18 protein-coding genes and 1 pseudogene are annotated in these 22,685 nt (G+C 63.5%); 9 read left to right on the forward strand and 10 right to left on the reverse strand.

Features of this window, described 5'->3' with window-relative positions; all coding sequences use genetic code 11:
* The gene (locus tag ACMCNM_RS16850) at positions 1-3,273 is read left to right on the forward strand and encodes a transporter substrate-binding domain-containing protein (protein ID WP_412764990.1); all 3,273 of its coding nucleotides are present in this window, start codon (positions 1-3) and stop codon (positions 3,271-3,273) included.
* Here the strand turns inward: ACMCNM_RS16850 and ACMCNM_RS16855 are convergent.
* The 3 genes and pseudogenes from ACMCNM_RS16855 to ACMCNM_RS16865 all read right to left on the reverse strand — a co-directional run bounded on the left by ACMCNM_RS16855 (position 3,248) and on the right by ACMCNM_RS16865 (position 5,703).
* On the reverse strand, positions 3,248-3,742 hold the full coding sequence (locus ACMCNM_RS16855) for a methyl-accepting chemotaxis protein (protein WP_371097432.1): 495 nt from the start codon (positions 3,740-3,742) through the stop codon (positions 3,248-3,250). The genes ACMCNM_RS16850 and ACMCNM_RS16855 overlap by 26 nt on opposite strands.
* 42 nt (positions 3,743-3,784) lie before the next feature.
* Positions 3,785-4,624, reverse strand: a pseudogene (locus tag ACMCNM_RS16860) (PAS domain-containing protein); the annotation flags it as partial.
* 59 nt (positions 4,625-4,683) lie between these two features.
* Positions 4,684-5,703 (reverse strand): LacI family DNA-binding transcriptional regulator, encoded by a 1,020-nt coding sequence (locus ACMCNM_RS16865; protein ID WP_186678217.1) that lies wholly within the window; start codon positions 5,701-5,703, stop codon positions 4,684-4,686.
* Between the two features lie 207 nt (positions 5,704-5,910).
* On the opposite strand from ACMCNM_RS16865, the gene ACMCNM_RS16870 reads away from it, so the two are divergent.
* The 3 genes from ACMCNM_RS16870 (at position 5,911) to ACMCNM_RS16880 (ending at position 8,298) form a co-directional block, all read left to right on the forward strand.
* A complete protein-coding gene (locus tag ACMCNM_RS16870; RefSeq protein WP_186678213.1) occupies positions 5,911-6,450 on the forward strand; it encodes a gluconokinase in 540 nt (179 codons plus the stop codon).
* 112 nt (positions 6,451-6,562) lie between these two features.
* Entirely contained in the window at positions 6,563-7,915 is a 1,353-nt protein-coding gene (locus ACMCNM_RS16875) for a GntP family permease (protein WP_027593400.1), read from the forward strand.
* 92 nt (positions 7,916-8,007) lie between these two features.
* Positions 8,008-8,298, forward strand: a complete 291-nt coding sequence (locus ACMCNM_RS16880; RefSeq protein ID WP_099454274.1) for a hypothetical protein — start codon at positions 8,008-8,010, stop codon at positions 8,296-8,298.
* A gap of 139 nt (positions 8,299-8,437) precedes the next feature.
* On the opposite strand, the gene ACMCNM_RS16885 is transcribed toward ACMCNM_RS16880, so the two are convergent.
* The 4 genes from ACMCNM_RS16885 to ACMCNM_RS16900 all read right to left on the reverse strand — a co-directional run bounded on the left by ACMCNM_RS16885 (position 8,438) and on the right by ACMCNM_RS16900 (position 13,785).
* Positions 8,438-9,865, reverse strand: a complete 1,428-nt coding sequence (locus ACMCNM_RS16885; RefSeq protein ID WP_027593402.1) for a sigma-54-dependent transcriptional regulator — start codon at positions 9,863-9,865, stop codon at positions 8,438-8,440.
* Positions 9,834-11,327 carry a sensor histidine kinase gene (locus ACMCNM_RS16890; RefSeq protein WP_186678207.1) on the reverse strand — a complete coding sequence of 498 codons (1,494 nt, stop codon included), beginning with the start codon at positions 11,325-11,327 and terminating at the stop codon, positions 9,834-9,836. Before ACMCNM_RS16890 ends, ACMCNM_RS16885 begins: the two co-directional genes overlap by 32 nt.
* Positions 11,328-11,611: 284 nt before the next feature.
* Positions 11,612-13,072 carry a sensor histidine kinase gene (locus ACMCNM_RS16895; RefSeq protein ID WP_186678204.1) on the reverse strand — a complete coding sequence of 487 codons (1,461 nt, stop codon included), beginning with the start codon at positions 13,070-13,072 and terminating at the stop codon, positions 11,612-11,614.
* Between the two features lie 119 nt (positions 13,073-13,191).
* Positions 13,192-13,785 carry a transglycosylase SLT domain-containing protein gene (locus ACMCNM_RS16900; protein WP_027593405.1) on the reverse strand — a complete coding sequence of 198 codons (594 nt, stop codon included), beginning with the start codon at positions 13,783-13,785 and terminating at the stop codon, positions 13,192-13,194.
* A 185-nt stretch (positions 13,786-13,970) separates the two neighbouring features.
* Here ACMCNM_RS16900 and gspG point away from each other — a divergent pair, with 185 nt between their 5' ends.
* A complete protein-coding gene (gene gspG, locus ACMCNM_RS16905; RefSeq protein ID WP_027593406.1) occupies positions 13,971-14,396 on the forward strand; it encodes a type II secretion system major pseudopilin GspG in 426 nt (141 codons plus the stop codon).
* An 11-nt stretch (positions 14,397-14,407) separates the two neighbouring features.
* Complete coding sequence (locus tag ACMCNM_RS16910; protein WP_027593407.1) at positions 14,408-15,598, forward strand: type II secretion system F family protein; 1,191 nt, start codon at positions 14,408-14,410, stop codon at positions 15,596-15,598.
* On the opposite strand, the gene ACMCNM_RS16915 is transcribed toward ACMCNM_RS16910, so the two are convergent.
* Entirely contained in the window at positions 15,592-16,899 is a 1,308-nt protein-coding gene (locus ACMCNM_RS16915; protein ID WP_085272928.1) for an LLM class flavin-dependent oxidoreductase, read from the reverse strand. The genes ACMCNM_RS16910 and ACMCNM_RS16915 overlap by 7 nt on opposite strands.
* A 138-nt stretch (positions 16,900-17,037) precedes the next feature.
* The gene (locus ACMCNM_RS16920) at positions 17,038-17,979 is read right to left on the reverse strand and encodes an ABC transporter substrate-binding protein (protein WP_085272929.1); all 942 of its coding nucleotides are present in this window, start codon (positions 17,977-17,979) and stop codon (positions 17,038-17,040) included.
* A gap of 306 nt (positions 17,980-18,285) precedes the next feature.
* Here ACMCNM_RS16920 and ACMCNM_RS16925 point away from each other — a divergent pair, with 306 nt between their 5' ends.
* Entirely contained in the window at positions 18,286-18,894 is a 609-nt protein-coding gene (locus ACMCNM_RS16925) for a cysteine dioxygenase (protein ID WP_027593410.1), read from the forward strand.
* A complete protein-coding gene (locus ACMCNM_RS16930) occupies positions 18,891-20,477 on the forward strand; it encodes a rhodanese-related sulfurtransferase (RefSeq protein WP_412764991.1) in 1,587 nt (528 codons plus the stop codon). Before ACMCNM_RS16925 ends, ACMCNM_RS16930 begins: the two co-directional genes overlap by 4 nt.
* A gap of 15 nt (positions 20,478-20,492) precedes the next feature.
* On the opposite strand, the gene ACMCNM_RS16935 is transcribed toward ACMCNM_RS16930, so the two are convergent.
* Positions 20,493-21,176, reverse strand: a complete 684-nt coding sequence (locus tag ACMCNM_RS16935; RefSeq protein ID WP_412764992.1) for a tetratricopeptide repeat protein — start codon at positions 21,174-21,176, stop codon at positions 20,493-20,495.
* 255 nt (positions 21,177-21,431) lie between these two features.
* Between ACMCNM_RS16935 and ACMCNM_RS16940 the strand changes: the two genes are divergently transcribed.
* The gene (locus ACMCNM_RS16940; RefSeq protein ID WP_412764993.1) at positions 21,432-22,676 is read left to right on the forward strand and encodes a DUF1835 domain-containing protein; all 1,245 of its coding nucleotides are present in this window, start codon (positions 21,432-21,434) and stop codon (positions 22,674-22,676) included.
* Positions 22,677-22,685: the final 9 nt, after the last annotated feature.

Genomic DNA, 22,685 nt, shown 5'->3' on the forward strand with positions numbered 1-22,685 from the left:
ATGACGCGCCTGCTGGCGAGCATCCTGTTGGCCATCGGCATGGCCAGTTCCCCTGGGTTGTTCGCCGACAGCGAACCTCGGCAACTGCTAGCGCGCTCGATCAGCGCCGCGCCGCCCTTGCAACTGAGCGACCAGGACCGCCAATGGCTGCAGCAGCGCGGCCAGCTGGTACTGGGCAGCTCGCGGCCTGACTACCCGCCGTTCGAAATCAACATCAGCGAACGTGATTACGAAGGCCTGAGCGCCGACTATGCAGGCATCATCGCCGAGCAGTTAGGGATCCCGGTCGAAGTGCGACGCTTCGACAACCGCCACGCAGCCATCGCCGCACTGCGCGAGGGCCGCATCGACCTGCTCGGCAGCTCCAACGCCTTCGAGGCGGCGGATGCTAAATTAGGCCTCAGTTCGCCCTACGCCGACGACCTGCCGGTCATCGTCACCCGCGAAGGCCGCACCCTGAAAAATGCCCTCGACCTCGACGGCCTGCGCCTGGCCATGGTCGACCACTACCTGCCCGCCAGCGCCGTGCGCTCGCTGTACCCCAAGGCGCAATTGAGCCTATACCGCTCCACCTTGGCCGGCCTTGCCGCGGTCGATCTGGGTGAGGCCGACGCCTACCTGGGCGATGCCATCAGCACCGACTTCTTTATTGGCAAGAGTTACCAGGGCACCTTGAAGATCGACCATTTCTGCCAGGTGGCCCCGGGTGCCTTTGCGTTTGCCATGGCTGACGACAACCCCCGTTTGCGCGGGTTGGTCGACAAGGCCTTGGCCCGAATCACCGAGAGCGAGCGCTTGACCATCCTGCGCCGCTGGACCAGCGGTAACACCAGCCTGCTGCTGGAGCGCCACCTGACCGCCTTGACCGCCGAAGAGGCCGCCTGGATCGCCCACAACCCGACCGTCAAGGTACTGGTCAACACCTCACTGGCACCGCTGACGTTCAACGATACGCAGCACCGTACCAACGGCATCACCTTGGAGCTGCTCAAGCAAATTTCCCTGCGCACGGGCCTGCACTTCAAACCCATCGAGAGCCAGTCGGCGCAGGCGATGATAGAGCGCCTGGCGCGCGGCGACGCGCAGATGATCGGTGCGCTGGGCTACGGCACCGAGCGTGCCAAACAACTGCGCTTCACCCGCCCTTACCTGGTCAGCCCCAGGGTATTGGTGACCCGCAACGACGCCACCTCATCGGCGCAGGCCAAAGCCCTCGATGGCCAGCGTGTCGCCCTGGTACGTGGCTCGCCACAGCGCGCAGACCTGCAGCGGCGCTTCCCACGCGCCAAGGTAGTCGAAGTGGACAACCCCCTCGGGCTAATGGAAGCGGTGGCCAGTGGCACCGCCGACGTGGCCCTGAGCAACTACATCAACGCCACCTACTACATCAACCATGTGTTCAAGGACCAATTGCGTATCGCCAGCGTGCTGGACGACAGCCCGGCCATCGCGGCATTTGCCGTGGCCCCGGACCAACCTCAGCTGCAGGCCATACTCGACAAGGCGCTGCTGAGCATCCCCCCCGAAGAACTGGACCAACTGATCAACCGCTGGCGCACCAGCACGCTGGTCAGTGACAGCCCATGGCGCGACTACCGCACGCTGGCGCTGCAAGTGCTGGTGCTGTCCGCCCTGCTGTTGGCCGGGGTGGTGTTCTGGAACACCTACCTGCGCAAACTCATCCACCAGCGCACCGACGCCCAGCACGCCCTGCAAGCCCAGCTAGCCTTGAGCCGCGGCCTGCTCGAACAGTTGCGCCAGGCCAAGGATGATGCCGAACAGGCCAGCCAGACCAAGAGCACCTTCCTGGCCACCATGAGCCATGAAATCCGCACACCGATGAATGCGGTGATCGGCCTGCTCGAACTGGCCCTGGAAGACAGCCGCGCCGGCCGCTGTGATACCCAGACCCTGCAGACTGCCCACGACTCGGCCATTGGCCTGCTGGAGTTGATCGGCGACATCCTCGACATCTCGCGCATCGAGTCCGGGCACATGACCCTGCAACCGGTGCCGACCAACCTGGTCGAACTGGTGCGCAACACGCTGCGGGTATTCGAAGGCAATGCGCGGATCAAAGGCCTGCACCTGCACAGCACGCTGCCCACCGCACCAGGCTGGGTCATGGCAGACCCCTTGCGGCTCAAGCAGGTACTGTCCAACCTGATCAGCAACGCCATCAAGTTCACCGAGCGCGGCGAAGTGCACGTCAGCCTTACCCTGTCGCCTGCCGACGCAAAGAGCGACCTGCAGGTCGAACTCTGCGTACGCGACACCGGCATTGGGATCAGCCCGGAAGACCAGGCCCGGCTGTTCAATGCATTCGCCCAGGCCGATGGCCCGCGGGCACGCCAGGGCGCCGGGCTGGGTCTGGTGATCAGCCGCACCCTGGCCGAATTGATGGGCGGCACGCTGAGCCTGCACAGCGTCGAAGGCGTGGGCAGCAAGGTGCAAGTCTGCCTGCAGTTGCCCGCCAGCCAAGCCCCCACGCCTGCCGAGCAGCGCGCCCCGGTGCTGGAAGCCAGCAGCGGACCGCTGAACATTCTGGTGGTCGACGACTACCCCGCCAACCTGCTGTTGCTAGAGCGGCAACTGCACACATTGGGGCATCGCGTCACCCTGGCTGAAAACGGCGAAATCGCGCTGGACCGGTGGCAGGCAGCGCGCTTCGACCTGGTGATTACCGACTGCAGCATGCCGATCATGGATGGCCACGAACTGACCCGCCGCCTACGCAAGCTGGAACACGAGGGCGGGTTGATGGCCTGCAGGATCCTCGGCGTCACCGCCAACGCACAGGCCGAGGAACGTGCCCGCTGCCTGGCCAGTGGCATGGACGAATGCCTGTTCAAGCCGATTGGCCTGCAAACCCTGAAAAACCACCTGCCCCAGGCCAGCACGCACATACCGCCTGTGCAGGCCCAAGGCAGCGGTTTCAACCTGAGCGAGCTGCGCCACCTGACTCAGGACGACGAACAGCTCACCCGGCACCTGCTAGAGCAGCTGTCACAAAGCGCCAGTGAAGATTTGGCCGCACTGTGTGCACTCGGGCCAGAGGCGGATAGCGACGCCGTGCGCGCCTTGGCCCACCGCATCAAAGGTGGGGCAAAAATGCTCAAGATGCGCACGCTGGTCAAGCACTGCGAAGCCATCGAACAGGCGCAGGCCCAAGGGCTGCCAACGGCTGAACTGCGCCAGCAACTGCAAGCCAGCATGCAGGCCCTGTTGCACGAACTCAGTGCCGCCCTCAGTGCAATTGCAACGTCGAGTTGATCTGGCTGATCGCATCGACCACGTGGCGTGACCCTTGCTGGATTTCCATGATCACCGTGCCGGCCTCGTTGGCCAGGGCCACGCCATGGCCGGTACGCGTCAGGCTCGACTGCATGCTTGCCACCGCCAACAGCGACAGGTCATGGTTTTGCCGCACCACATCGACGATCTCCAAGGTGGCCTTGCTGGTACGCGCCGCCAGGTTGCGCACTTCATCGGCGACTACGGCAAAACCGCGCCCATGTTCGCCGGCGCGCGCCGCCTCGATGGCCGCGTTCAACGCCAACAGGTTGGTCTGGTCGGCGATGCCGCGAATGGTCAACACGATCTGGCCGATCACGTCCGACTGCTTGCTGACTGCATCGATACTGCGTGCGGCGTCATTGAGCTCCTGGGAAATCTGTTCGATTACCTGCACCGCCTGCTGTACCACCTCGGTGCCCTTGCGGGCGCAGGCATCGGTTTGCATGGAGCTGGCGTGGGCGGCATCGGCGGCGCTTTGCTGGGTGCAGACCTGGCTGGTGATGTCGCTGGCGAACTTCACCACCTTGTACAGCCGGCCCTTGCTGTCGAAGATCGGGTTGTAGGAGGCTTCGAGAAAGACCGTCTGGCCTTGCTTGTTGATGCGCTCGAAGCGGTGCGAATGGTATTCCCCCCGGTTAAGCGAGGCCCAGAACTCACGGTACGCCGACGACTCCCGCTCGTGGGGCAGGCAGAACAGCCCATGGTGGCGCCCGACCACCTCTTCCAAGCGGTAGCCCATGGTGGTGAGAAAGTTCTGGTTGGCCTTGATCACCCGCCCGGCAGGGGTGAACTCGATCACCGCCATGGAGCGGCCGATGGCCTTGAGCAGGCTCTCGCTTTCGTGCTCCTGCATAACGCGCTGGCTGATGTCCGACGCCACCTTGATCACGCTGGTGACCTGGCGCTGCTCATCCAGCACCGGCATGTAGCTGGCTTCGAGCCAAACCTCCCGCCCTGCCTTGTCGACGCGCTCGAAGGTCCCGCTGATGGCCTTGCCCTGCCCCAATTCACGCCAAAGCTGCTGATACTCGGCCGTCTTGACGTAGGCCGGGTCGCAAAACAACCGATGGTGCTTGCCGCGTAGCTCTTCGACGCTGTAACCCATGGCCTGGCAGAAACGCTCGTTGGCGTCGAGAATGGTGCCGTCGGGCGCGAACTCGATCATCGCCATCGAACGGCTGATTGCCGCCAGTTTCGCTTGCGCGCTGGCCAGTGCCTGGTGACTACGCTGAATCTCGACCAAGTCGGACTTGCGATGGAAATCGAACATGACGCCGGGCTCCTTTATGCGCGGGATGTCCTGAGCATAGATGGGCAACTGCGCCATGCAAGCACATTGATATCACCTTGTAATTAACACCCCAGGCGCTACTCGGGCACCGCGTGTCACGAGCTTTCGCGCACCATCAACTCGAAACCAAGGTCTTGCTGCTCGGTGGCCACCCGCTTGCCGTCAAGCAACGCCAGCAGGGCCTGCGCGGCGCCCCGACCAACGGCAGCCCGCGGCGTGCGAATCGAGGTCAGCCGCGGGACCATGTGCGCTGAAGCGGGCAAGTCGTTGAAGCCGACCATCGCCACCTCGCGGGGTACTTCAACGCCCTGGCGCAGTGCCTGCAGGACCGCACCCTGGGCCAGGTCGTCGTTGCAGAAGAAGATACCGTCGACATCCGGCGCCTGTTGCATCAGCTGGCTGAACAACGTACTGCCCAGCGCGATCGAGGAAGGCTCCGGTGCAAGGATTTCCAGCTCCGTCGACTGCAGCCCTGCCTCGGCGAGGGCCTGGCGGAAGCCTTCGGCACGCTGCATCACCCGTGGGTCGAGCTGCGCGGCAATGAACGCCAGCCGGCGCCGCCCACGCTCGATCAGGTGCCTGGCCGCAGCGCGCCCGGCCTGTTGCTGCGAGAAGCCCACCGACAACGCACCCGCCTCGCCGCCCAGCTCCATCATGTGCACGCAGGGCACGCCACTGGCCGCCAGCATCTGCCGCGCGGCGTCACTGCGCTCGAACCCGGTCAGCAGCATGCCGCAAGGCTGGTAGGCCAAGTAGTTGCGGATCAGGTTTTCTTCTTCGGCAATGTCGTAGTGATAGTTACCGATCAACACCTCAAGCCCTCGCGGGCGCATCACCTCGTGAATGGCTTCGAGGGTGTCGATGAACAACTGGTTGGACAACGACGGGATCAGTACCACCACCGACTGGCTGCGCGCCGAAGCCAGTGCGCGGGCTGCCGGGTTGGCGACATAGCCCAGGCTGGCCGCAGCAGCGGCAACCTTTTCCACCAGCGCCGGGGCAACCGTGCTGACGCCGCGCAAGGCGCGGGATGCGGTGATCGGGGAAACCCCAGAAAGCCTGGCGACTTCTGCCAGGGTAGGACGACCGGTGGTGCGAGAGCCTGTGCGTGACATGGATGTTGTAATTTTACTACTTGCCAAGGGAGGGGAACGGCCACTAAGGTAGCGCTGTCTCAGGACGCAGGCAATGTAATCTTTGGTAGCGGTTCCACGTGCACTGTGCCAAGCGTCCATACTGCGTAAGGACAAGACCAATAACACCGGGGAGGTGGCTGTTCGTCAACGACGAGACAGCGCTATCTCACCCCGCAGGAGGTACTGATGAATTCTCCCCTGTCCGCCATTGTGGTGATGGGCGTGGCTGGCTGCGGCAAAAGCTGCGTCGGCGCTGCCATTGCTGCCAGAAGCGGCGGCCGCCTGATCGAAGGCGACGCTTTCCACCCTGCCGAAAACATCCGCAAGATGAGCGCTGGCATCCCCCTGGACGATAACGACCGAGCCGGCTGGCTGGTGCGCCTGGGCCAGGAGCTGCAAGCCACGGTGCAGTCGGGCGAACGCCCGATCCTGACCTGTTCGGCACTCAAGCGCCGTTACCGCGAAACGTTGCGCGCGTCCATGCCGGGCCTCGCGTTCGTGTTCCTTGAGCTGACCCCTGCCGAAGCCGAAAAACGGGTCTTGGCGCGCCCAGGGCATTTCATGCCGGCGAGCCTCATCGACAGCCAGTTCGCAGCGCTCGAATCGCCGCGTGGCGAGCCACGGACCTTGCCGCTGGACGCCACCCAGGCCATCGACGCCTTGGCCGAGACGGTAGACACCTGGCTAAAGCCTTGCGGTGAGCAGGACCTGGCGCAAACCGCCTGAACCTGGCGGTTTATCCGGCTCACCCAAGACAGCGCTGTCTCGACCAATGAAAGCGCCTGAAAGTTTCATAACGTTACGCCCAAAACAACGATAAGACCGAGGCATTAAAACCATGTTCGGACTGGCTACTGATACCTTCCTGCTGCTCGACGCACTGGTCACCATCGTCGGGCTGATCCTGCTGATCACCCATTTCAAAGTGCACCCCTTCGTCGCCCTCACCCTCGCGGCCGGCTTCCTCGGCCTCACCTCCGGCATGCCGGTGGCCAAGGTGATGAAATCGTTCCAGGACGGTTTCGGCGGCGTTCTGGGCTTCGTCGGTATCGTCCTCGCGCTGGGCACCATGCTCGGCAAGCTGATGGCCGACTCCGGCGGCGCCGACCAGATCGCCCAGACCCTGATCCGCGCCTTCGGCAAGAAGAACGTGCACTGGGCCATGATGTTCGCCGCCTTCCTGGTTGGTATTCCGCTGTTCTTCGAGATCGGCTTCGTGTTGCTGATCCCGTTGGTGTTCATCGTCGCCCGGCGCTCCGGCGTTTCGCTGGTAAAAATCGGCATACCGCTGCTGGCCGGCCTGTCCGTGGTTCACGGCCTGGTGCCGCCGCACCCGGGGCCGTTGCTGGCGATCGGCATTTTCCATGCCGACATCGGCAAGACCATCTTCTACGGCCTGATCGTCGCGCTGCCCACCGCGATCATTGCCGGCCCGCTGTTCGGTAACTTCATTTCACGCTATATCCCGGGCAACCCGTCCCAGGAGCTGATGGACCAGATCGCCAAGGAGTCCGACCAGGGCAACCTGCCGAGCTTCACCATCACGTTGGTCACGGTACTGCTGCCAGTGGCGTTGATGCTGCTCAAGACCTTCGCCGACGTGGTCCTGCCGGCCGAGCACATCGTGCGCCAATGGATGGACCTGATCGGCCACCCCATCACCGCCCTGCTCGCTGCGTTGCTGCTGGCCTTCTACACCTTCGGCGCGGCGCGTGGCTTCAACCGCCAGCAGATCATGAAGATGCTCGACCAGAGCCTGGCGCCCACCGCCGCCATCGTGCTGATCGTCGGTGCCGGCGGCGGCTTCAAGCAGATGCTGGTGGATACCGGTGTCGGCAACGTGATCGGGCAAATGGCCGTGCAGGCCGAAATCTCGCCGATCATGCTGGCCTGGCTGGTGGCGGCGGTGATCCGCATCGCCACGGGTTCGGCGACGGTCGCGACCATCACGGGCGCGGGCATCGTGGCACCGGTGATCGACCTGGTGCCTGGGGTCAACCGTGAGCTGCTGGTGCTGGCCACTGGCGCCGGCTCGCTGATCCTGTCACACGTCAACGATGCCGGGTTCTGGCTGGTGAAACAGTACTTCAACATGACCGTGGCCGAGACCTTCAAGACCTGGAGCATGATGGAGACCATCCTTTCGGTGGTCGGCATCATCTTCATCATGTTGCTGTCGATGGTGGTGTGACCGTTGATCGGGGTGGGGGCACCAGGCGCGGGCTTAATGGCCCAATCGAAATAGAAGCCTTGCCCCCATCCCGATGCAAAGGAGCTTGCCCCATGATCCGCACCTTCCTGCTTGCAGCCGTACTGGTTTCACCGCTGGCCCTGGCGGTCGGCACTGGGCCCACCTACCCCGACGACCCGCACAACCCAGCGCCGACACCGGGTGTAGACAGCACGCTCAACCCGATTGAAAAGCCGATGCCACGCGACACCGACCCGCGGATCGAGGGCAATGACCCCAAGAGCCCGCCGGCCACCCAGAATGATGGGCGGGATTTGCCAGGGATGGATGGCAGTGGCTCGGAAGGTACTGGGCGCCAAGGCACGAGCACGGGCAACCCTTGACCCCCCTGTAGGAGCAGCCTTGTGCTGCGAAGAGGCCGGCGCCAGCAGCGAAGATTCACTGTGTAGTTGCCGGCCTCTTCGCAGCACAAGGCTGCTCCTACCCAGAGCGCGCGCTTGGCCTAAGAAAAGGGGGCAATGCTCACCACTGCCGCTTGTCTGGCCTGGTCAACCCGAGCTTTTCGATCCGGTAACGCAGCATATCCCGCGACAGCCCCAGCATCCGCGCCGACTTGGTCACATTCCAGTCAGTCCGGTCTAAGGTCTTGCACACCAAATCCCGCTCCATGTCCGGCAGGCTGGTACCCGGCTCTGGCTCATGCCGTGGCATCTCAAATACTGCAGGCGCCTGCTGCTGTATCAACGGCTCGTCGATCAGCGTCATGCACAGGTTCAACTGATGCGATTGCACCACCTCATTGGGTGCCAGCAACACCGTCTGCTCCAGCATGTTGCGCAGTTCGCGCACGTTGCCAGGCCAGCTGTAGCTCAGCATCAGGGCCTCTGCCTCGGCGGAAAAACGCAGGTTCGGCTTGCCATAGCGCCGCCCGTGGTGCGCTAAAAAATGCCTGGCCAACAGCAGGATATCCTGCCCCCGGGCATACAGCCGCGGTACCTTCAAGGCGATGATGCGTAGCCGGAAGAACAGGTCGCGGCGGAACTTGCCTTGCTGCACCATCTGTTCGAGGTTGCAGTTGGTAGCGCTGATCACCCGCAAGTCGACCTTGCGCTCCTTGACCGCGCCAATGCGGCGGATGCTGCGATCCTCCAGCAGTTTGAGCAGCTTGGCCTGCAGCACAAGGTCCATCTCGCCGATTTCATCGAGGAACAGCGTGCCGCCATCAGCGGCCTCGACCAGGCCTACGCGACGCTCCTTGGCATCGGTGAACGCGCCTTTTTCATGGCCAAACAACTCCGCCTCCAGCAAGTTGGCCGGGATCGATGCGCAGTTGAATTCGATGAATGGGCCCTTGCTGCGCGAGCCATCAAAATGCAGGGCCCGGGCCACCAGTTCCTTACCAGTACCGGTCTCACCCTCTACCAACACCGGCGGCAGGTCGTCGCTGGCCATGCGCCGCTCGGCGTCCAGCACCTGGCGCAGGGTGTGCTTGAGGCTGTGCATCACCGGCGACTCGCCAATCAGTGCCTGCAGCCCGGACTTCTGCGCCTCGCGCTCCTGGTAGAACGACAAGGTGCGCTCCATCCTTTCAGCCGCCAGGGCCTTGTCCAGGGTCAGTTTAAGCTCGGCCAGCACCACCGGCTTGGTCAGATAATGAAAGGCGCCCTCCTTCATGGCCTGCACCGCGTCTTCGACATTGCCGTAGCCGGTCATCATGATGACCTTGAGCGCGGGCGCCTGCGCCACCAGCACGCGCAACAGGTCATGCCCACTCATGCCTGGCAACGAGTTGTCGGTCAGCACCGCATCGGGCTGGGCCTGCTTGATCTGCTCCAGCGCAAGCTCCGCGCTGTGGCAGACCGTCACCTCGTAACCCTTGAGGCTCAGGTAGGTGCGAATGTTGTCAGCAAGGATTTCATCATCCTCGACTACCAGGATGCTGTGTTCCATGGTCCCCTCCCGCTGCGATATTGAAAGTAAGGCTTACGCGGGTTCCTTCCTCTTCGCGGCTGCTCAGGCTGACCGAGCCGCCAAAACGCTCCATGATGCGTTGCACCAGGGCCAGGCCTACACCGAGGCCGCCCTGCTTGGTGGTGAAGAACGGCTTGAACACCATCCGTTCCTGCTGTTGGCTCATGCCCTTGCCGGTATCGCTGAGCAGCAGCACGGCGCGTTGGCCGTCCTGCACGTTCACTTGGGCGCGCAGCACCCCCCCTGCCGGCATGGCTTCAAGGGCATTGGAAAACAAGCTGTTGAGGATTTGCGTCAGCTGCAGCGGCTGGCTGGCCACACACTGCACGTCGGGGCCCTCGTAGCAGAACTGCACGCCGTTGCGCGCCATCTGCTGGGCGAAGGCCAGGTGGGTGTCCTCGATGGATGCGACCAGGTCCACGGCCTCGGGCTCGTCACTGGTCGGGCGCAACGACACCAGCAAGTCGCGCACCCAACGTGACATGCGGTCGACCTGGCTGATGATGTCGGTGATGTTCTTCTGTGCGGTGGGGTTGGCGATCTCCTGGGCCAGTTCGGCGCTGGAGCGGATGTTGGCCAACGGGTTGCGCAGGCTGTGGGCCACCGCAGAGGACATTTCGCCCAGTGCCACGTAGGTTTCACTGGCTACCAGGCGGTCTTGCTGCTGGTTGAGCATCAGCGCCGCCCGGCGCACGATCCAGAACAGGCCAAAGTAAATCAGCGCGCCACCCATCAGGGTCGAGGCCCAGATCAATACATAACCGCGCTGGATACGCCGGATCAGGTCCTGCGGCTCCTTGTAGATTTCCACCATCGACAGCACCTGCTCGCCTTGGCTGTCGAACAGCGGGATGTAGTTTTCGATGAACAGGTACTTGGGTTCGCGCAGAAACTTCTGTTCTTCACGGTCGTCCTCGGCCTGGTGGTAGCTGGCAGACACCGCTTTGCGCGAACGGAACGCGCGCTCCAGGTCGCCGTCCTCCTCGATCCGCTCGCCAATCAACTGAGGGTTGGTGGACCAGACAATGGTCCGGTCGCGGGCGTAGACGTTGGCCAGCAGGGTATCGGGCAGGTGTTCGACGTGGTCGAGGAACTCGACACGGGTCGATTCGGCCAACGCCGGGGTGAACTGCAGGTGTTGCAGGTCCAGGCGCGGATCGAGCAGTTCGCCCATGGTGGTGCCCGGCGGCAGTTGCGAATGGCGGACCTCGGCCTGGGCCATGGCCTGGATGAACTGAGCGGTGAGCATGGCATCGCGCTCCACGCTGTCGCGCACCACGAAGCGCGTCGACACATAGCCCAGGCCACCGGCCACCGTGGCGATGATCACCAGGCTGATGATCGAAAACCAACGCAACAGGTTGAACTCGCGCAACGGCGCCGCAAAACCACGGGTGGCCGCAGACGCTTTGTCGGGCACTTCGTTTTCCAGCATCTGCATTGAGGGGTTCCCGCGCTGGGCGTCCGTTCTGAAGCGCACTCTTGCCACGATTAGTAGCAATTTAATGGCACTTCACCTAGGTCGCCAAGGCGACCCGTTGTTGCCATGCTCACGTTGCAAAAAATCAGCCAGCAGGCTAAAGAAAAGACATATTCATATTTTTCAATCACTTGAGATAACTTATTAAACCCTGGTCAAGCTTCAGTCCCCACTTTTGGGTAACCATTACCCAAAAAAATCTAGCTGTTATAAATCATATACTTGCGATCTGAACCTAAAGCCCACTAAGAAGACTTGGCCAACCTGAAATTCAGCGAAACGCGGGTGCCATGCCCTAGGCTGCTGCTCAACCTTACCGCGCCACCAAAGCGCTCCATGATGCGTTTGACCAGAACCAAGCCAACGCCCAGCCCGCCCTGCTTGGTGGTGAAGAACGGCCTGAAGGCCATGCGCTGCTGTTGCTCGGTCATGCCCTTGCCGCTATCGGACAGGCGCAGCGTCAGGCCGCGCCGGTCGTGGCGCACCACCTCGACACGCAACTTCCCGCCCTGCTCCATCGACTCCAGTGCGTTGGCAATTAAACTGCTGAAAATCTGCCGCAGTAACGCCGGGTGCCCCAACACCTGAACCGCCGGTAACGGTTGCAGGTCGAGGGTGACGCCACTGCGCGCCAGCGGCACGGCAAAGGTCTGCAGGCTTTCCTGCAGCGCCTGCGGCAGGTCCACCGCCACCGCCTCGTCATTGAGCGGGCGCAGTGACTGCAACAGCTGGCGGATCCACTGCGACATGCGGTCGACTTGGCTGATGATATCGTTGATGTTCCTTTGCGCCGGGCCCTCGTCGAACGCCTGCGCAAGCTCGGCACTGGAGCGGATGCTCGCCAGCGGGTTGCGCAAGCTGTGCGCCACCGCCGAAGACACCTCGCCCAAGGCCACGTAGGTTTCATTGTTGATCAGCCGTTTCTGCTGCACCGCCAGCAGCTTGGCCGCGCGGCGCATGATGCCGTACAGGCCGATATAGACCAGCCCGGCGCCGACGGTGATCGCCAGCCAGATGAGGATCAGGCCATGTTCGATGCGCACGATCAGGTCATGCGGTTCCTTGTAGATCTCCACCATGGCCGTGACGTGCTCGCCATCGGCGTCGAACAGCGGTATGTAGTTTTCAATGAACAACTGCTCAGGCAGGGTCACGAACTTTTGCTCTTCGCGTGCCCGTTCGAAGTCGTGGTAGCTGGCCGAGACCCGCATTTTGTACTCGAAGGCGCGGTCCAGGTCGTCGTCGCCTTCGATCAACTTGCCGATCAGCGCCGGGTTGGTCGACCAGATCACCGTGCGGTCCGGCGCATAGATATTGGCCAGCAGCATGTCCGGCAGGTGGGCGATGTGGTCGAGAAACTCGCCCCTAGCCTTGCGCCGGGCATCAGGGTCGACATCCGGCAGCGCCGTGCGATCGGTGCGCGGGTCCAGCAATTCGCCCATGGTGCGCACATTGGGGATCGACACATGGCGCACTTCAGCATCAGCGATAGAGGTGATGAACTGAGCGGACAGCAGCGCATCGCGCTCGACGCTTTCATCGATGATGAAACGGCTGGAGATCAGCCCCAGCCCGACCGCGACCGAAAGGATGATGGCCAGGCTGACCCAGGCATACCAGCGCAGCAGGTTGAACGGCTTGCGTGGGGCTGTCGCCTCGGTACCGGCAGGCACTCCAAGGGCGTCGGAACGGGGGGCGATGTCCATGGCGGACTCCACAGCTGGGCACCTTTGAAGGTTATAGCCCAGAGTTGGGGGAACCATGGTTCTAAATTGATGTCATCCGCCGAAGGGTGGCCGCCGCGCTGCTCGGCCACGTCGCGCGCCTACAGCGGCGAGTCGTCCGCCAGCCCTTGCAGCTTGCGGTAATCGCGCAGCACGTTGGGCACGTAGCGGCGGGTTTCGGCGTACGGTGGCACTGCCCCACGGCGCAGCACCGCGTCGGGGCCGGCGTTATAGGCGGCCACAGCCAGGGTGATGTCATTGTCGAACAGGGTCAGCATGCGTTTCAGGTAGCGTGCCCCACCCTGTACATTGTCCTCAGGATCCAGGGCGTTCTCCACGCCCATCTCACGCGCGGTATCGGGCATCAGCTGCATCAGCCCCACCGCGCCCGCCGGCGAGCGGGCCTTGGGGTTGTAGCCCGACTCAGCCTTGATCAGCGCATGCAGCAGTGCTTGCGGCACGTTGTGGGCCAACGCTGCAGCGGCCACCAGCTCGGCATAGGGCCGCCCGGTGATCATTTGCGCACCGGCAGCGCCCGCCTGGGCCAGCGGTTCGCTGATCACCCGCTGATACTGGCGCCCGGGCCGATGGACGTTGGTCAGTACGTAGCCGCCCTTGGCATCGATGGAGATGTACACATCGGCCTGGGCGGCACCCGCCGCCAGCCAGATCAAACCCAGGATAAGTCCACGCATGTCGGTCGCCTCTTCGTCGTGGCCCCCGATGTGGGGGAAATGCCCCGGAAAACCCGAGGTTGCAGACCACGACGCAAGCACTGTGCCGCTTCCTGCACCGCATGGCGCAAGGCCCCGAGGCAGACGTGCACGGCTGTTGCATGGTGCCTGCCACAGCATGTTCCTACGCAGCGGAGGGCATCACCATGCAGCGCAGATCCAACCCCCAACGTGGCTTCACCCTGCTCGAACTCCTCGTGGTGCTGGTTGTGCTCGGCCTGCTGGCCGGTATCGTCGCGCCCAAGTACTTCAGCCAGCTTGGCCGCTCGGAGGTCAAGGTGGCGCGGGCGCAGATCGAGGGTTTGAGCAAAGCCCTGGACCTCTATCGCCTGGAAGTCGGGCATTACCCCAACAGTGAACAAGGCTTACAGGCACTGGTCATCGCCCCAAGCGGCGAGGCCCGCTGGACCGGCCCGTACCTGCAGAAGGCCGTGCCGCAGGACCCGTGGGGCCGCGCCTACATCTACCGGCAACCCGGTGAGAACGGCGGCGAGTACGACCTGCTGTCGATGGGCAAGGACGGCCAGCCCGGTGGCGACGGTGAGAACGCCGAAATCACCAGCTGGCAATAAGGAGCTCGGCCATGCGCTACAGCCTCAAGGCCCTGGGCAGACAGGGCGTGGTGCAATTGCAGATCGATGCCGAAGATGCCGACCAGGCGCGCCGCCAGGTCGAGGATCAAGGCTTGCGGGTGGTCAGCGTGAAGGGCCAGGGCAGCGCCTTGCGCGGCATGGCCTGGCGCCGCGAAGCGAGCTTTGACCTGGTGTTGTTCAGCCAGGAGCTGTCGACCCTGCTCAACGCTGGCTTGCCATTGATCGATGCTCTGGAAAGCCTGGCGGAAAAAGCCCCCGCTGCGGCCTCGCGCAAGGTGCTCGGCGAACTGGTGCGCCAGCTGTACGAGGGGCACTCGCTGTCTCAGGCGCTGGGCCGCCAGCCCAGGATATTCCCGGCCCTGTACGTGGCGCTGGTGCAGTCCAGCGAGCGCACTGGCGCCCTCGGCGACGCCCTCGGCCGCTATATCGCCTACCGGCAACGCCTGGACCTGGTGCGGCAGAAACTGGTGGGGGCGTCGGTTTACCCACTGCTGTTGTTGCTGGTCGGTGGTGGCGTGGTGCTGTTTTTGCTCGGCTACGTGGTGCCGCGCTTCAGCCAGGTGTTCGAAGGCATGGGCACCGAGCTGCCGTGGCTGTCACGCCTGCTGATGCAGATCGGGTTGTTCTTGCATGCCCAGCAACTGCCGCTGGCGCTGGGCAGCGTGGCGAGCATCACCGCCCTGGTGCTGCTGCGCCGCCACCCGCTGGTGCGGCGCTGGGCAGCGCGCCAGCTCAGGCGCATGCCAGCGCTGCACCAGCGGCTGATGATGTACGAACTGGCGCGCTTCTACCGCTCGCTGGGCATCCTCCTGCAAGGCGGTATTCCAATCCTCACGGCCATGGGCATGGCCCGCGGGCTGCTGGGTAGCGCCGCCGCGCAGGGCCTTGAACAGGCCAGCCAGCGCGTGGCCGAGGGGTTGCCGCTGTCCGATGCGCTGGAAGTTGGGCAACTGGTGACGCCAGTGTCGCTGCGGCTGCTGCGCGCCGGTGAGCAGTCGGGCAACCTTGGCGAAATGCTTGAGCGTTGCGCCGACTTTCACGACCAGGAGATTGGTCGCTGGGTGGAATGGTTCGTGAAGCTGTTCGAGCCGCTGCTGATGACGTTCATTGGCCTGTTGATCGGCTTTATCGTGATCCTGATGTACATGCCGATCTTCGAATTGGCCTCGAGCATTCACTGAAGGCTAAGGCCGAGGCTTTCGCGCAATGTCGTGCCTTCATACGCGGTGCGGTAGACGCCACGTGCCTGCAGCAATGGCACCACTTCTTCGGTGAAACGGCGGAACTGGCCTGGATGGCCAATGTAGATATTGAAGCCATCCAGCGCCCGCGCCTCGAACCACTCGGTCATTTTTGCCGCCACCGTTTCGGCGGAGCCGACGAATGCCCCCGGGCGTAACTGGCGGCCGAACTCCACCGCCTGGCGCAAGCTGAAGCCCTGCGCCCGCGCCTGGTCGGCAATACGCTTGGCATTGGTGAAGAAGCTGCTGCGGGCATGCTCCAGGCTCTCCTGAGGGAACGGCGCATCGAGGTCGTACTGGGTGAAATCGTGCCACCCGAAATTGCGCCCGAACTCCTTGAGTGCCAGTTCGAAGCTGTGGTCCTGCTGGTGGTAGTGGCGCTCGATCTCACGGGCGTGGGCATCGGTGTCGCCCACATAGATTTCTGCACCTGGCAGTACCAGCAACTGCTCCGGGTCTCGCCCCAGGCGCGCGGCACGTTCCTTGACGTCACGATAGAAGGCCTGGCCCTGCTCGATGCTGGCCGCGTGGGTGAAGATCACATCAGCGGTGGCGGCGCCCAGATCGCGGCCCTGCTGCGAGTCGCCAGCTTGGAAGATTACCGGTTGGCCCTGGGGCGAACGCTGGATGTTCAAGGGCCCCACCACCGAGAAGTGTTCGCCCTTGTGGTTGAGCGCATGCAGCTTCGAGGGGTCGAGGAACTGGCCCGTGGCGCGATCACGCGGGAAGGCACCGTTTTCATAGGAATGCCACAAGCCCTGCACCACTTGCACGTGTTCCTCGGCGCGGGCGTAGCGGGTGTCGTAGTCGTAATGCTCGTCACGGCCATAGTTACCCGCGGTGCCGGCATCGCCGCTGGTCACCACGTTCCAGCCAGCGCGGCCTTTGCTGATCAGGTCCAGCGAAGCAAGGCGACGGGCAACGTTATAGGGCTCGTTGTAGGAGGTGGTCAGGGTACCGACCAGCCCGATATGCCGGGTGGTGACGGCCAGGGCCGAGAGCAGGGTCAGCGGCTCAAGGCGGTTGAGGTAATGCGAAGGTGAGCCGGGGGTGATGTATTGGCTGTCGACGATGAATATCAGGTCGAATAGCGCAGCCTCGGCCTGGCGGGCGATGTCGATGTACCAGTCGATGTTGACACTGGCATCCGCCGGCAGCTCGGGGTCGAGCCAGAGGTTATGGCGGCCAGGGCCGCCGCAGCCCATGGTCAGGGCGCCGAGTTTGATTTTGCGGGTGGTCATGGGGAGTCCTCTGAAGTGATGGGGCTGTACCGGCCTCTTCGCGGGCAAGCCCGCTCCCACAGGAAAAGCGCCATCTTCAGCGTCGACGCGGTCCCTGTGGGAGCGGGCTTGCCCGCGAAGAGGCCGGCACAGCCAAACTCAATGGTCGTTGGCCAGCGCCGCTGCAAACGAGGTATCGAACAGGCTCGCTGCCGGGTAGGCCTTGATCAGCCCAAGCCCGGCAAAGAAGTCCACGGTCTTCTGCGCATCGACAATCACCTGGGGGTTGAGTGGCGCCACGTCGGTGCGCGCGCGGGCGAACCAGGCCCGGGCAATGTCGCGGTCGGCGCGGGTGCGCTTGGCCCAGGCGTCGGCATAGGCCTCGGTGTTGGCTGGGTTGTTCAAGGTCCAATCACGGGCCTTCTTCAAACGCTGCAGAAAATCAGTGATCTGCGCACGCTTGGCGTCGACGGCCTTGGCATTGGCCACCACAAAGCTCTGGGCCGGAATCAAGCCTTCGGCTGTGGCCAGCACCCTGGCGCCTTGGCGCTCCTGTTGGGTGACATAGGGCTCCCAGGTCGCGATCACGTCCACCGAACCGCCATCCAGGGCGTGCGAGGCATCCAGCGCGCTGAGGTAGCGCAGTTCCAGTGCATCGCGGGGCACGCCGGCCTTGTCCAGGGCGCTGAACAGCAGTTGCTGGCTCCACGAGCCTTTCCACAGGGCCGCGCGTTTGCCGCGCAGGTCTTCAAGGCTGTGAATGTTCGAATCCTTGCGCGCCAGGATGGCGACCCCGTCGAGGTTCTGCCGGCTCACCGCAATCACCTTGATCGGTGCCCCCAAGGCACCGAGGAACAGCGGCGGCGCATCGCCCAGCAGGCCAATGTCGAGGCTGCCGACATTCAAGGCTTCAGCCACCGGGGAGCCTGCAGTGAACTGCTTCCATTCCAGGGTATAGGGCACGTCATCGAGCACGCCGGCGGCTTCCATCACCGCACGGGCATTAAAGCTTTGATCGCCGACCACCAGGGTCTGCGCGGCGGCGGCCAGGCTCAGTGAGGTGGCCAGCACACCGGCGGCCAGTTGCTTGAGGTATCGCACGTTCGTCTCCAGGGCCAATAAAGGCGCAACTAGGTAGTCGATCCGCCCGTGCGGTCTCGCTTTGATAAATGAAATTGGTATGCGCTTTGAGTCTAAGCAGCGCTCTATTTATAAGTTATAGATGTATAAACCCTGTGGGAAATTCGTTCTAGGCATAACCTAATGCCTCCGACGGTGGCCTATTTCAAAACAGATAGGCGAGCCTGTAAATGCATTTTTTGCATATTAGCTTATGCTTAATTTTACTTTTGTGAATATTCAGCGAGTTTGCTAGGGTTAACCGAAACCGTCAGCCGAGCCTGAACCATGAGCCAACCCCTGCGCCTGGAGCGCCTTCGACACTTCATCGGTGCGCTTTCGGAGCTGCTTGACCGAGCCCCCGACGAAGCCACCCTCCTCGACCAAGGCCAAGGCCTAATGCGCAGCCTGGTCGCCCATGACGACTGGTTACCCGAAGCCCTCGCCCAACCGGACCCAAGCCGCTACCAGCAATACCTGCTGCATTGCGACTCGCGCCAACGCTTCTCTGTCGTCAGCTTCGTCTGGGGGCCAGGGCAGCAGACGCCGATTCACGATCACCGGGTCTGGGGGCTGATCGGCATGCTGCGCGGCGCTGAATATTCGCAAGGTTTCGCCCGCAGCGAGCAAGGTGCGTTGCTGCCGGCCGGTGCGCCGGTGCGGATCGACCCTGGCCATGTCGAAGCGGTTTCGCCGCGTATCGGCGACATTCACCAGGTCAGTAACGCCTTCGACGACCAGGTGTCGATCAGCATCCACGTCTACGGCGCCAATATCGGCGCGGTCAGCCGGGCGGTGTACCTGGCCGACGGCACTGAAAAACCCTTCATCTCCGGCTACTCCAATACCCTCCTGCCCAACATCTGGGACCTGTCCAAAGAGAATCCAGCCCCATGAGTACTGTCGCCACCCGTTCCTTCCATGACATTCGCCGGGCCTTGCTGGCCCATGAAGAGCTGGCGTTGATCGATGTTCGCGAGGAAGACCCGTTCGCCCAGGAACACCCGCTGTTTGCCGCCAACATCCCGCTGTCGAAGCTGGAGCTGGAAGTCTTCGCCCGGGTACCGCGGCGTGACACCGCCATCACCCTGTATGACGACGGTGAAGGGCTGGCTACGCTGGCTGCCGCGCGCCTGTCGGCGTTGGGTTACAGCGATGTGGCACTGCTCGAGGGCGGCCTGGCTGGCTGGCGCGCGGCTGGCGGCGAGTTGTTCCGTGACGTCAACGTGCCAAGCAAGGCCTTTGGCGAGCTGGTTGAAAGCGAGCGGCACACGCCGTCGTTGGCGGCCGAGCAGGTGCAGGCATTGCTCGATGCCAAAGCCGATGTGGTGGTGCTCGACGCCCGTCGTTTCGACGAGTACCAGACCATGAGCATCCCCGGCGGCATCAGTGTGCCGGGGGCCGAACTGGTATTGCGCGTGGCCGAGCTTGCGCCGAACCCCGCCACCCAGGTAATCGTCAACTGCGCGGGGCGTACCCGCAGCATCATCGGCACCCAATCACTGGTCAACGCCGGCATCCCCAACCCGGTGGCGGCACTGCGCAATGGCACCATCGGCTGGACGCTTGCCGGCCAGCAACTGGCTCACGGCCAGCAACGCAGCTTTGCCCCCGTCAGCGACACCACCCGCGCCAGCGCCGCCGGCCGTGCCCGCGCCGTGGCCGACCGTGCCGCAGTCGCGCGGCTGACTCGCGATGGCCTGGCGGCCTGGCAGGCAGAGCCCCACCGCACCACCTACCTGTTCGATGTGCGTACCCCTGAAGAGTTTGCCCAGGGGCATCTACCGGCCAGCCGCTCGGTCCCCGGCGGGCAACTGGTGCAAGAGACCGACCATGTCGCCAGCGTGCGCGGCGCGCGTATCGTGCTGGTGGATGACGACGGTGTGCGGGCCAACATGAGTGCCTCGTGGCTGTCCCAGATGGGCTGGCAGGTCGCCGTGCTGGACGGCCTGTCGGCAGCGGATTTCAGCGAGCCCGGCGATTGGCAGGCGCCCTTGCCGGAACAGCCCCAGGTGAACGAGATCGACGTCGACCAGTTGCAGACCTGGCTGCAAGCGCCAGGCACGGTGCTGCTGGACTTCACCACCAGCGCCAACTACGTCAAACGCCACATCCCAGGTGCCCATTGGGCGATCCGAGCGCAGTTGCCGCAGGTGCTGGAGCACCTGCCGGTTGCCGAACGCTACGTGCTCACCTGCGGCAGCAGCTTGCTGGCGCGCTTTGCGGCGGTCGACTTGCAGGCCCTGACACACACCCCGGTGTATGTGCTGGAGGGCGGCACTGCGCGCTGGATTGCTGCGGGCTTACCGCTGGAAAGTGGCGAAACGCACCTGGCAGTGGCGCGCAGCGACCGCTATCGCCGGCCGTATGAAGGCACCGACAACCCGCGTGAAGCCATGCAAGGGTATCTGGACTGGGAGTTCGGCCTGATCGCCCAGCTAGAGCGTGACGGTACGCATGGGTTTCATGTTGTCCGTTAACGTGCGCCCCGGTCATCAGTGACGCAGTAGGTAGGCACCCGCTGGAACATGCTTTTGCAGCTTCTTGCATTTGCCCGGCGGGGGTTGGTGCCCAGGTGGGCGATCGGGGTACCAGATTCGGCATTTGCCTGGCGGCGGCCTGTGGCCCCGCGGTACCTCGAAGGCAGTTTCGTCCATGAGGTATTCAGGCATGCCCACGCGCTGCTGACCGGCAACGCCCTGGCGTTGCTGGGCAGCAGCTAGGGAGACTGATAGCGCGGGCTCCGGGCTGGCCTCCGCGGGTATTACTTGAACGGCCGACGCCTTTACAGCACCCGGCGGCGTACCCGAAATCCGGGCTTGGTTCGCCGCCTCGATCAATTGCAGATTGCGATTGCGCAAGGCCACGTTGCGTCCAACCCGCAGGTTGGAGCGCGCCGCCAACACTTCAGCCTGTTCGTATTGCCCCTGCTGCAGGCGCAGCACACCCAGGTAGTGCAGCGTGGCGGGGTTGTTCGGCTGGATTTGCAGCGCCCGCTCCAGCGTGGCGGCAGCCTGGTCCAGTTTGCCTTCTGCGTACTGCCTGGAGGCTGTTTCGATCAGCAGGGTCGAGGCCGTGTTACTGCTTGCAGGCGCCGTGCGCTCACCGGCGGTGATGAAATCGCACGCGGTGATACTGAACAACAGGGTTAAGGCCGACAGCATACGCTTGCTTGGCATGAGGAACGCACTCGACGGGTCCAGGTGGGCCTGGTTCGAAAGAAGACGCTATCGACCTGAACATGCCATCGAAGTTCCCGATCAACCGCTCAGATACGCGGCAGGCCATTGCTTCACCGCCCACTAGCCGCTAGAGTCCGCCCTAAGGCGTTCGCTGCGCCTGCGGTCCGCGCGAAGGGGTGCCCAAGCCACGCTTCATCTCATTTTCATTCCAGCTCCCGGCTTGTCGGCGGACCGAGCCCCAAAGGAGTTGGCATGCCCGCCATCCATGCTTCCCGTCATCACGGCCTGCTCGATCTGGCCGACCTGCGCAAACGCGCCAAACGCTTGCTGAAAGCGCTAAACAACGGCGAGGCCGAGGAAGCGCGCGCCCAACTGCGCCTACTCGGCCTGGCCGGCCCGCACTACCGGCTCGCCGACACCCAGTGGCTGCTGGCCCGTGAGACGGGTTTTGCCAGTTGGCCAAAGCTCAAGGCGCATGCTGACGCTGTCGCCTTTGCAGCGCGCCACCCAAACTTCACCGCCGATGGCGAGGCCACCGTGCAGCACTGGCGCTGCGGCAATGACATCGCCCATAGCTTGCGCACAGTGGGCTTTAACGGCGCGTTTCACATGTTCGACGACCCGATGGTCATGGGGCCGGTGCCGGCACTGCCAGAAGATGAGTACTGGCCCGTGCGTGCCGCGTATACGCAACAGGCGTTCAACCTTGGCGCGCAGGACGTCGAGCAGCGCCAGGCTGAACAGCGCGCGGCACTGGCACAGTTGAACGCTGACAGCGAAGTTGTGCTCTGGTGCGAAGGGGATGCTTACGATCAGCTATTTTTGATCCGAGTTCTGGCAAGCCTGCCCTGCCTGCCGCGGCGGCTCGAACTGATCGAAATTACCGAGGTGCCCGGCGTCGAGCGCTTCATCGGCATCGGCCAACTCGCCCCCGACCTGCTTGCCTGGCTTTGGCCACAACGGCGGCCTTTGGGCCCAGACGCCCTAGCGTTAGCGAAGCAGGCTTGGGCTGCCTATACCGCACCAGACCCACGCGCCTGGGCTGCCCTTGCGGCTCAGAAGCACCCGTCTTTACCCCAATTAAGCGCAGCACTTGCGCGACAGTTGCAGGAACTGCCAGGGGCAAAGGATGGCCTGAGTCTCACAGAGCGCTTGCTGTTACGCATTCTCGCGCAAAAGGGTGAGCGCCCGGCCGGCCGAGTGTTTGCACAACTGATGATGCACGATGAACCATTGCCTTACCTGGGCGACCTGATGTTCCACGTGCTGCTGCAACCGCTGATCCATGCACCGCACCCGCTGTTGCTGGAAGGCTCAGGAGAGGGCTGGGCGCAACGGCCCTTGAGGCTGACTGCACTGGGCGAAAGCGTTCTCGACGGGCAGGCCAATTGGCTGGATCAGGCGCCTCCCCCGCGCTGGGTTGGTGGTGTACTTATCGACGCTGAGCAAGCGCCTTGGGTAGTCAGCGAGCGAGGCGAAGTCTGGCAACGCCATTAGGGAAATGCT

The sequence above is a fragment of the Pseudomonas sp. NGC7 genome (genome assembly GCF_047159675.1).
GTDB lineage: Bacteria > Pseudomonadota > Gammaproteobacteria > Pseudomonadales > Pseudomonadaceae > Aquipseudomonas > Aquipseudomonas kermanshahensis.

Excerpts from the sequence above, each read along its gene's own strand:
- ACMCNM_RS16850 (WP_412764990.1), top strand. The coding sequence starts at position 1 with ATGACGCGCCTGCTGGCGAGCATCCTGTTGGCCATCGGCATGGCCAGT.
- ACMCNM_RS16855 (WP_371097432.1), bottom strand. The coding sequence starts at position 3,742 with ATGCAAACCGATGCCTGCGCCCGCAAGGGCACCGAGGTGGTACAGCAG.
- ACMCNM_RS16865 (WP_186678217.1), bottom strand. The coding sequence starts at position 5,703 with ATGTCACGCACAGGCTCTCGCACCACCGGTCGTCCTACCCTGGCAGAA.
- ACMCNM_RS16870 (WP_186678213.1), top strand. The coding sequence starts at position 5,911 with ATGAATTCTCCCCTGTCCGCCATTGTGGTGATGGGCGTGGCTGGCTGC.
- ACMCNM_RS16875 (WP_027593400.1), top strand. The coding sequence starts at position 6,563 with ATGTTCGGACTGGCTACTGATACCTTCCTGCTGCTCGACGCACTGGTC.
- ACMCNM_RS16880 (WP_099454274.1), top strand. The coding sequence starts at position 8,008 with ATGATCCGCACCTTCCTGCTTGCAGCCGTACTGGTTTCACCGCTGGCC.
- ACMCNM_RS16885 (WP_027593402.1), bottom strand. The coding sequence starts at position 9,865 with ATGGAACACAGCATCCTGGTAGTCGAGGATGATGAAATCCTTGCTGAC.
- ACMCNM_RS16890 (WP_186678207.1), bottom strand. The coding sequence starts at position 11,327 with ATGCAGATGCTGGAAAACGAAGTGCCCGACAAAGCGTCTGCGGCCACC.
- ACMCNM_RS16895 (WP_186678204.1), bottom strand. The coding sequence starts at position 13,072 with ATGGACATCGCCCCCCGTTCCGACGCCCTTGGAGTGCCTGCCGGTACC.
- ACMCNM_RS16900 (WP_027593405.1), bottom strand. The coding sequence starts at position 13,785 with ATGCGTGGACTTATCCTGGGTTTGATCTGGCTGGCGGCGGGTGCCGCC.
- gspG (WP_027593406.1), top strand. The coding sequence starts at position 13,971 with ATGCAGCGCAGATCCAACCCCCAACGTGGCTTCACCCTGCTCGAACTC.
- ACMCNM_RS16910 (WP_027593407.1), top strand. The coding sequence starts at position 14,408 with ATGCGCTACAGCCTCAAGGCCCTGGGCAGACAGGGCGTGGTGCAATTG.
- ACMCNM_RS16915 (WP_085272928.1), bottom strand. The coding sequence starts at position 16,899 with ATGACCACCCGCAAAATCAAACTCGGCGCCCTGACCATGGGCTGCGGC.
- ACMCNM_RS16925 (WP_027593410.1), top strand. The coding sequence starts at position 18,286 with ATGAGCCAACCCCTGCGCCTGGAGCGCCTTCGACACTTCATCGGTGCG.
- ACMCNM_RS16930 (WP_412764991.1), top strand. The coding sequence starts at position 18,891 with ATGAGTACTGTCGCCACCCGTTCCTTCCATGACATTCGCCGGGCCTTG.
- ACMCNM_RS16935 (WP_412764992.1), bottom strand. The coding sequence starts at position 21,176 with ATGCCAAGCAAGCGTATGCTGTCGGCCTTAACCCTGTTGTTCAGTATC.
- ACMCNM_RS16940 (WP_412764993.1), top strand. The coding sequence starts at position 21,432 with ATGCCCGCCATCCATGCTTCCCGTCATCACGGCCTGCTCGATCTGGCC.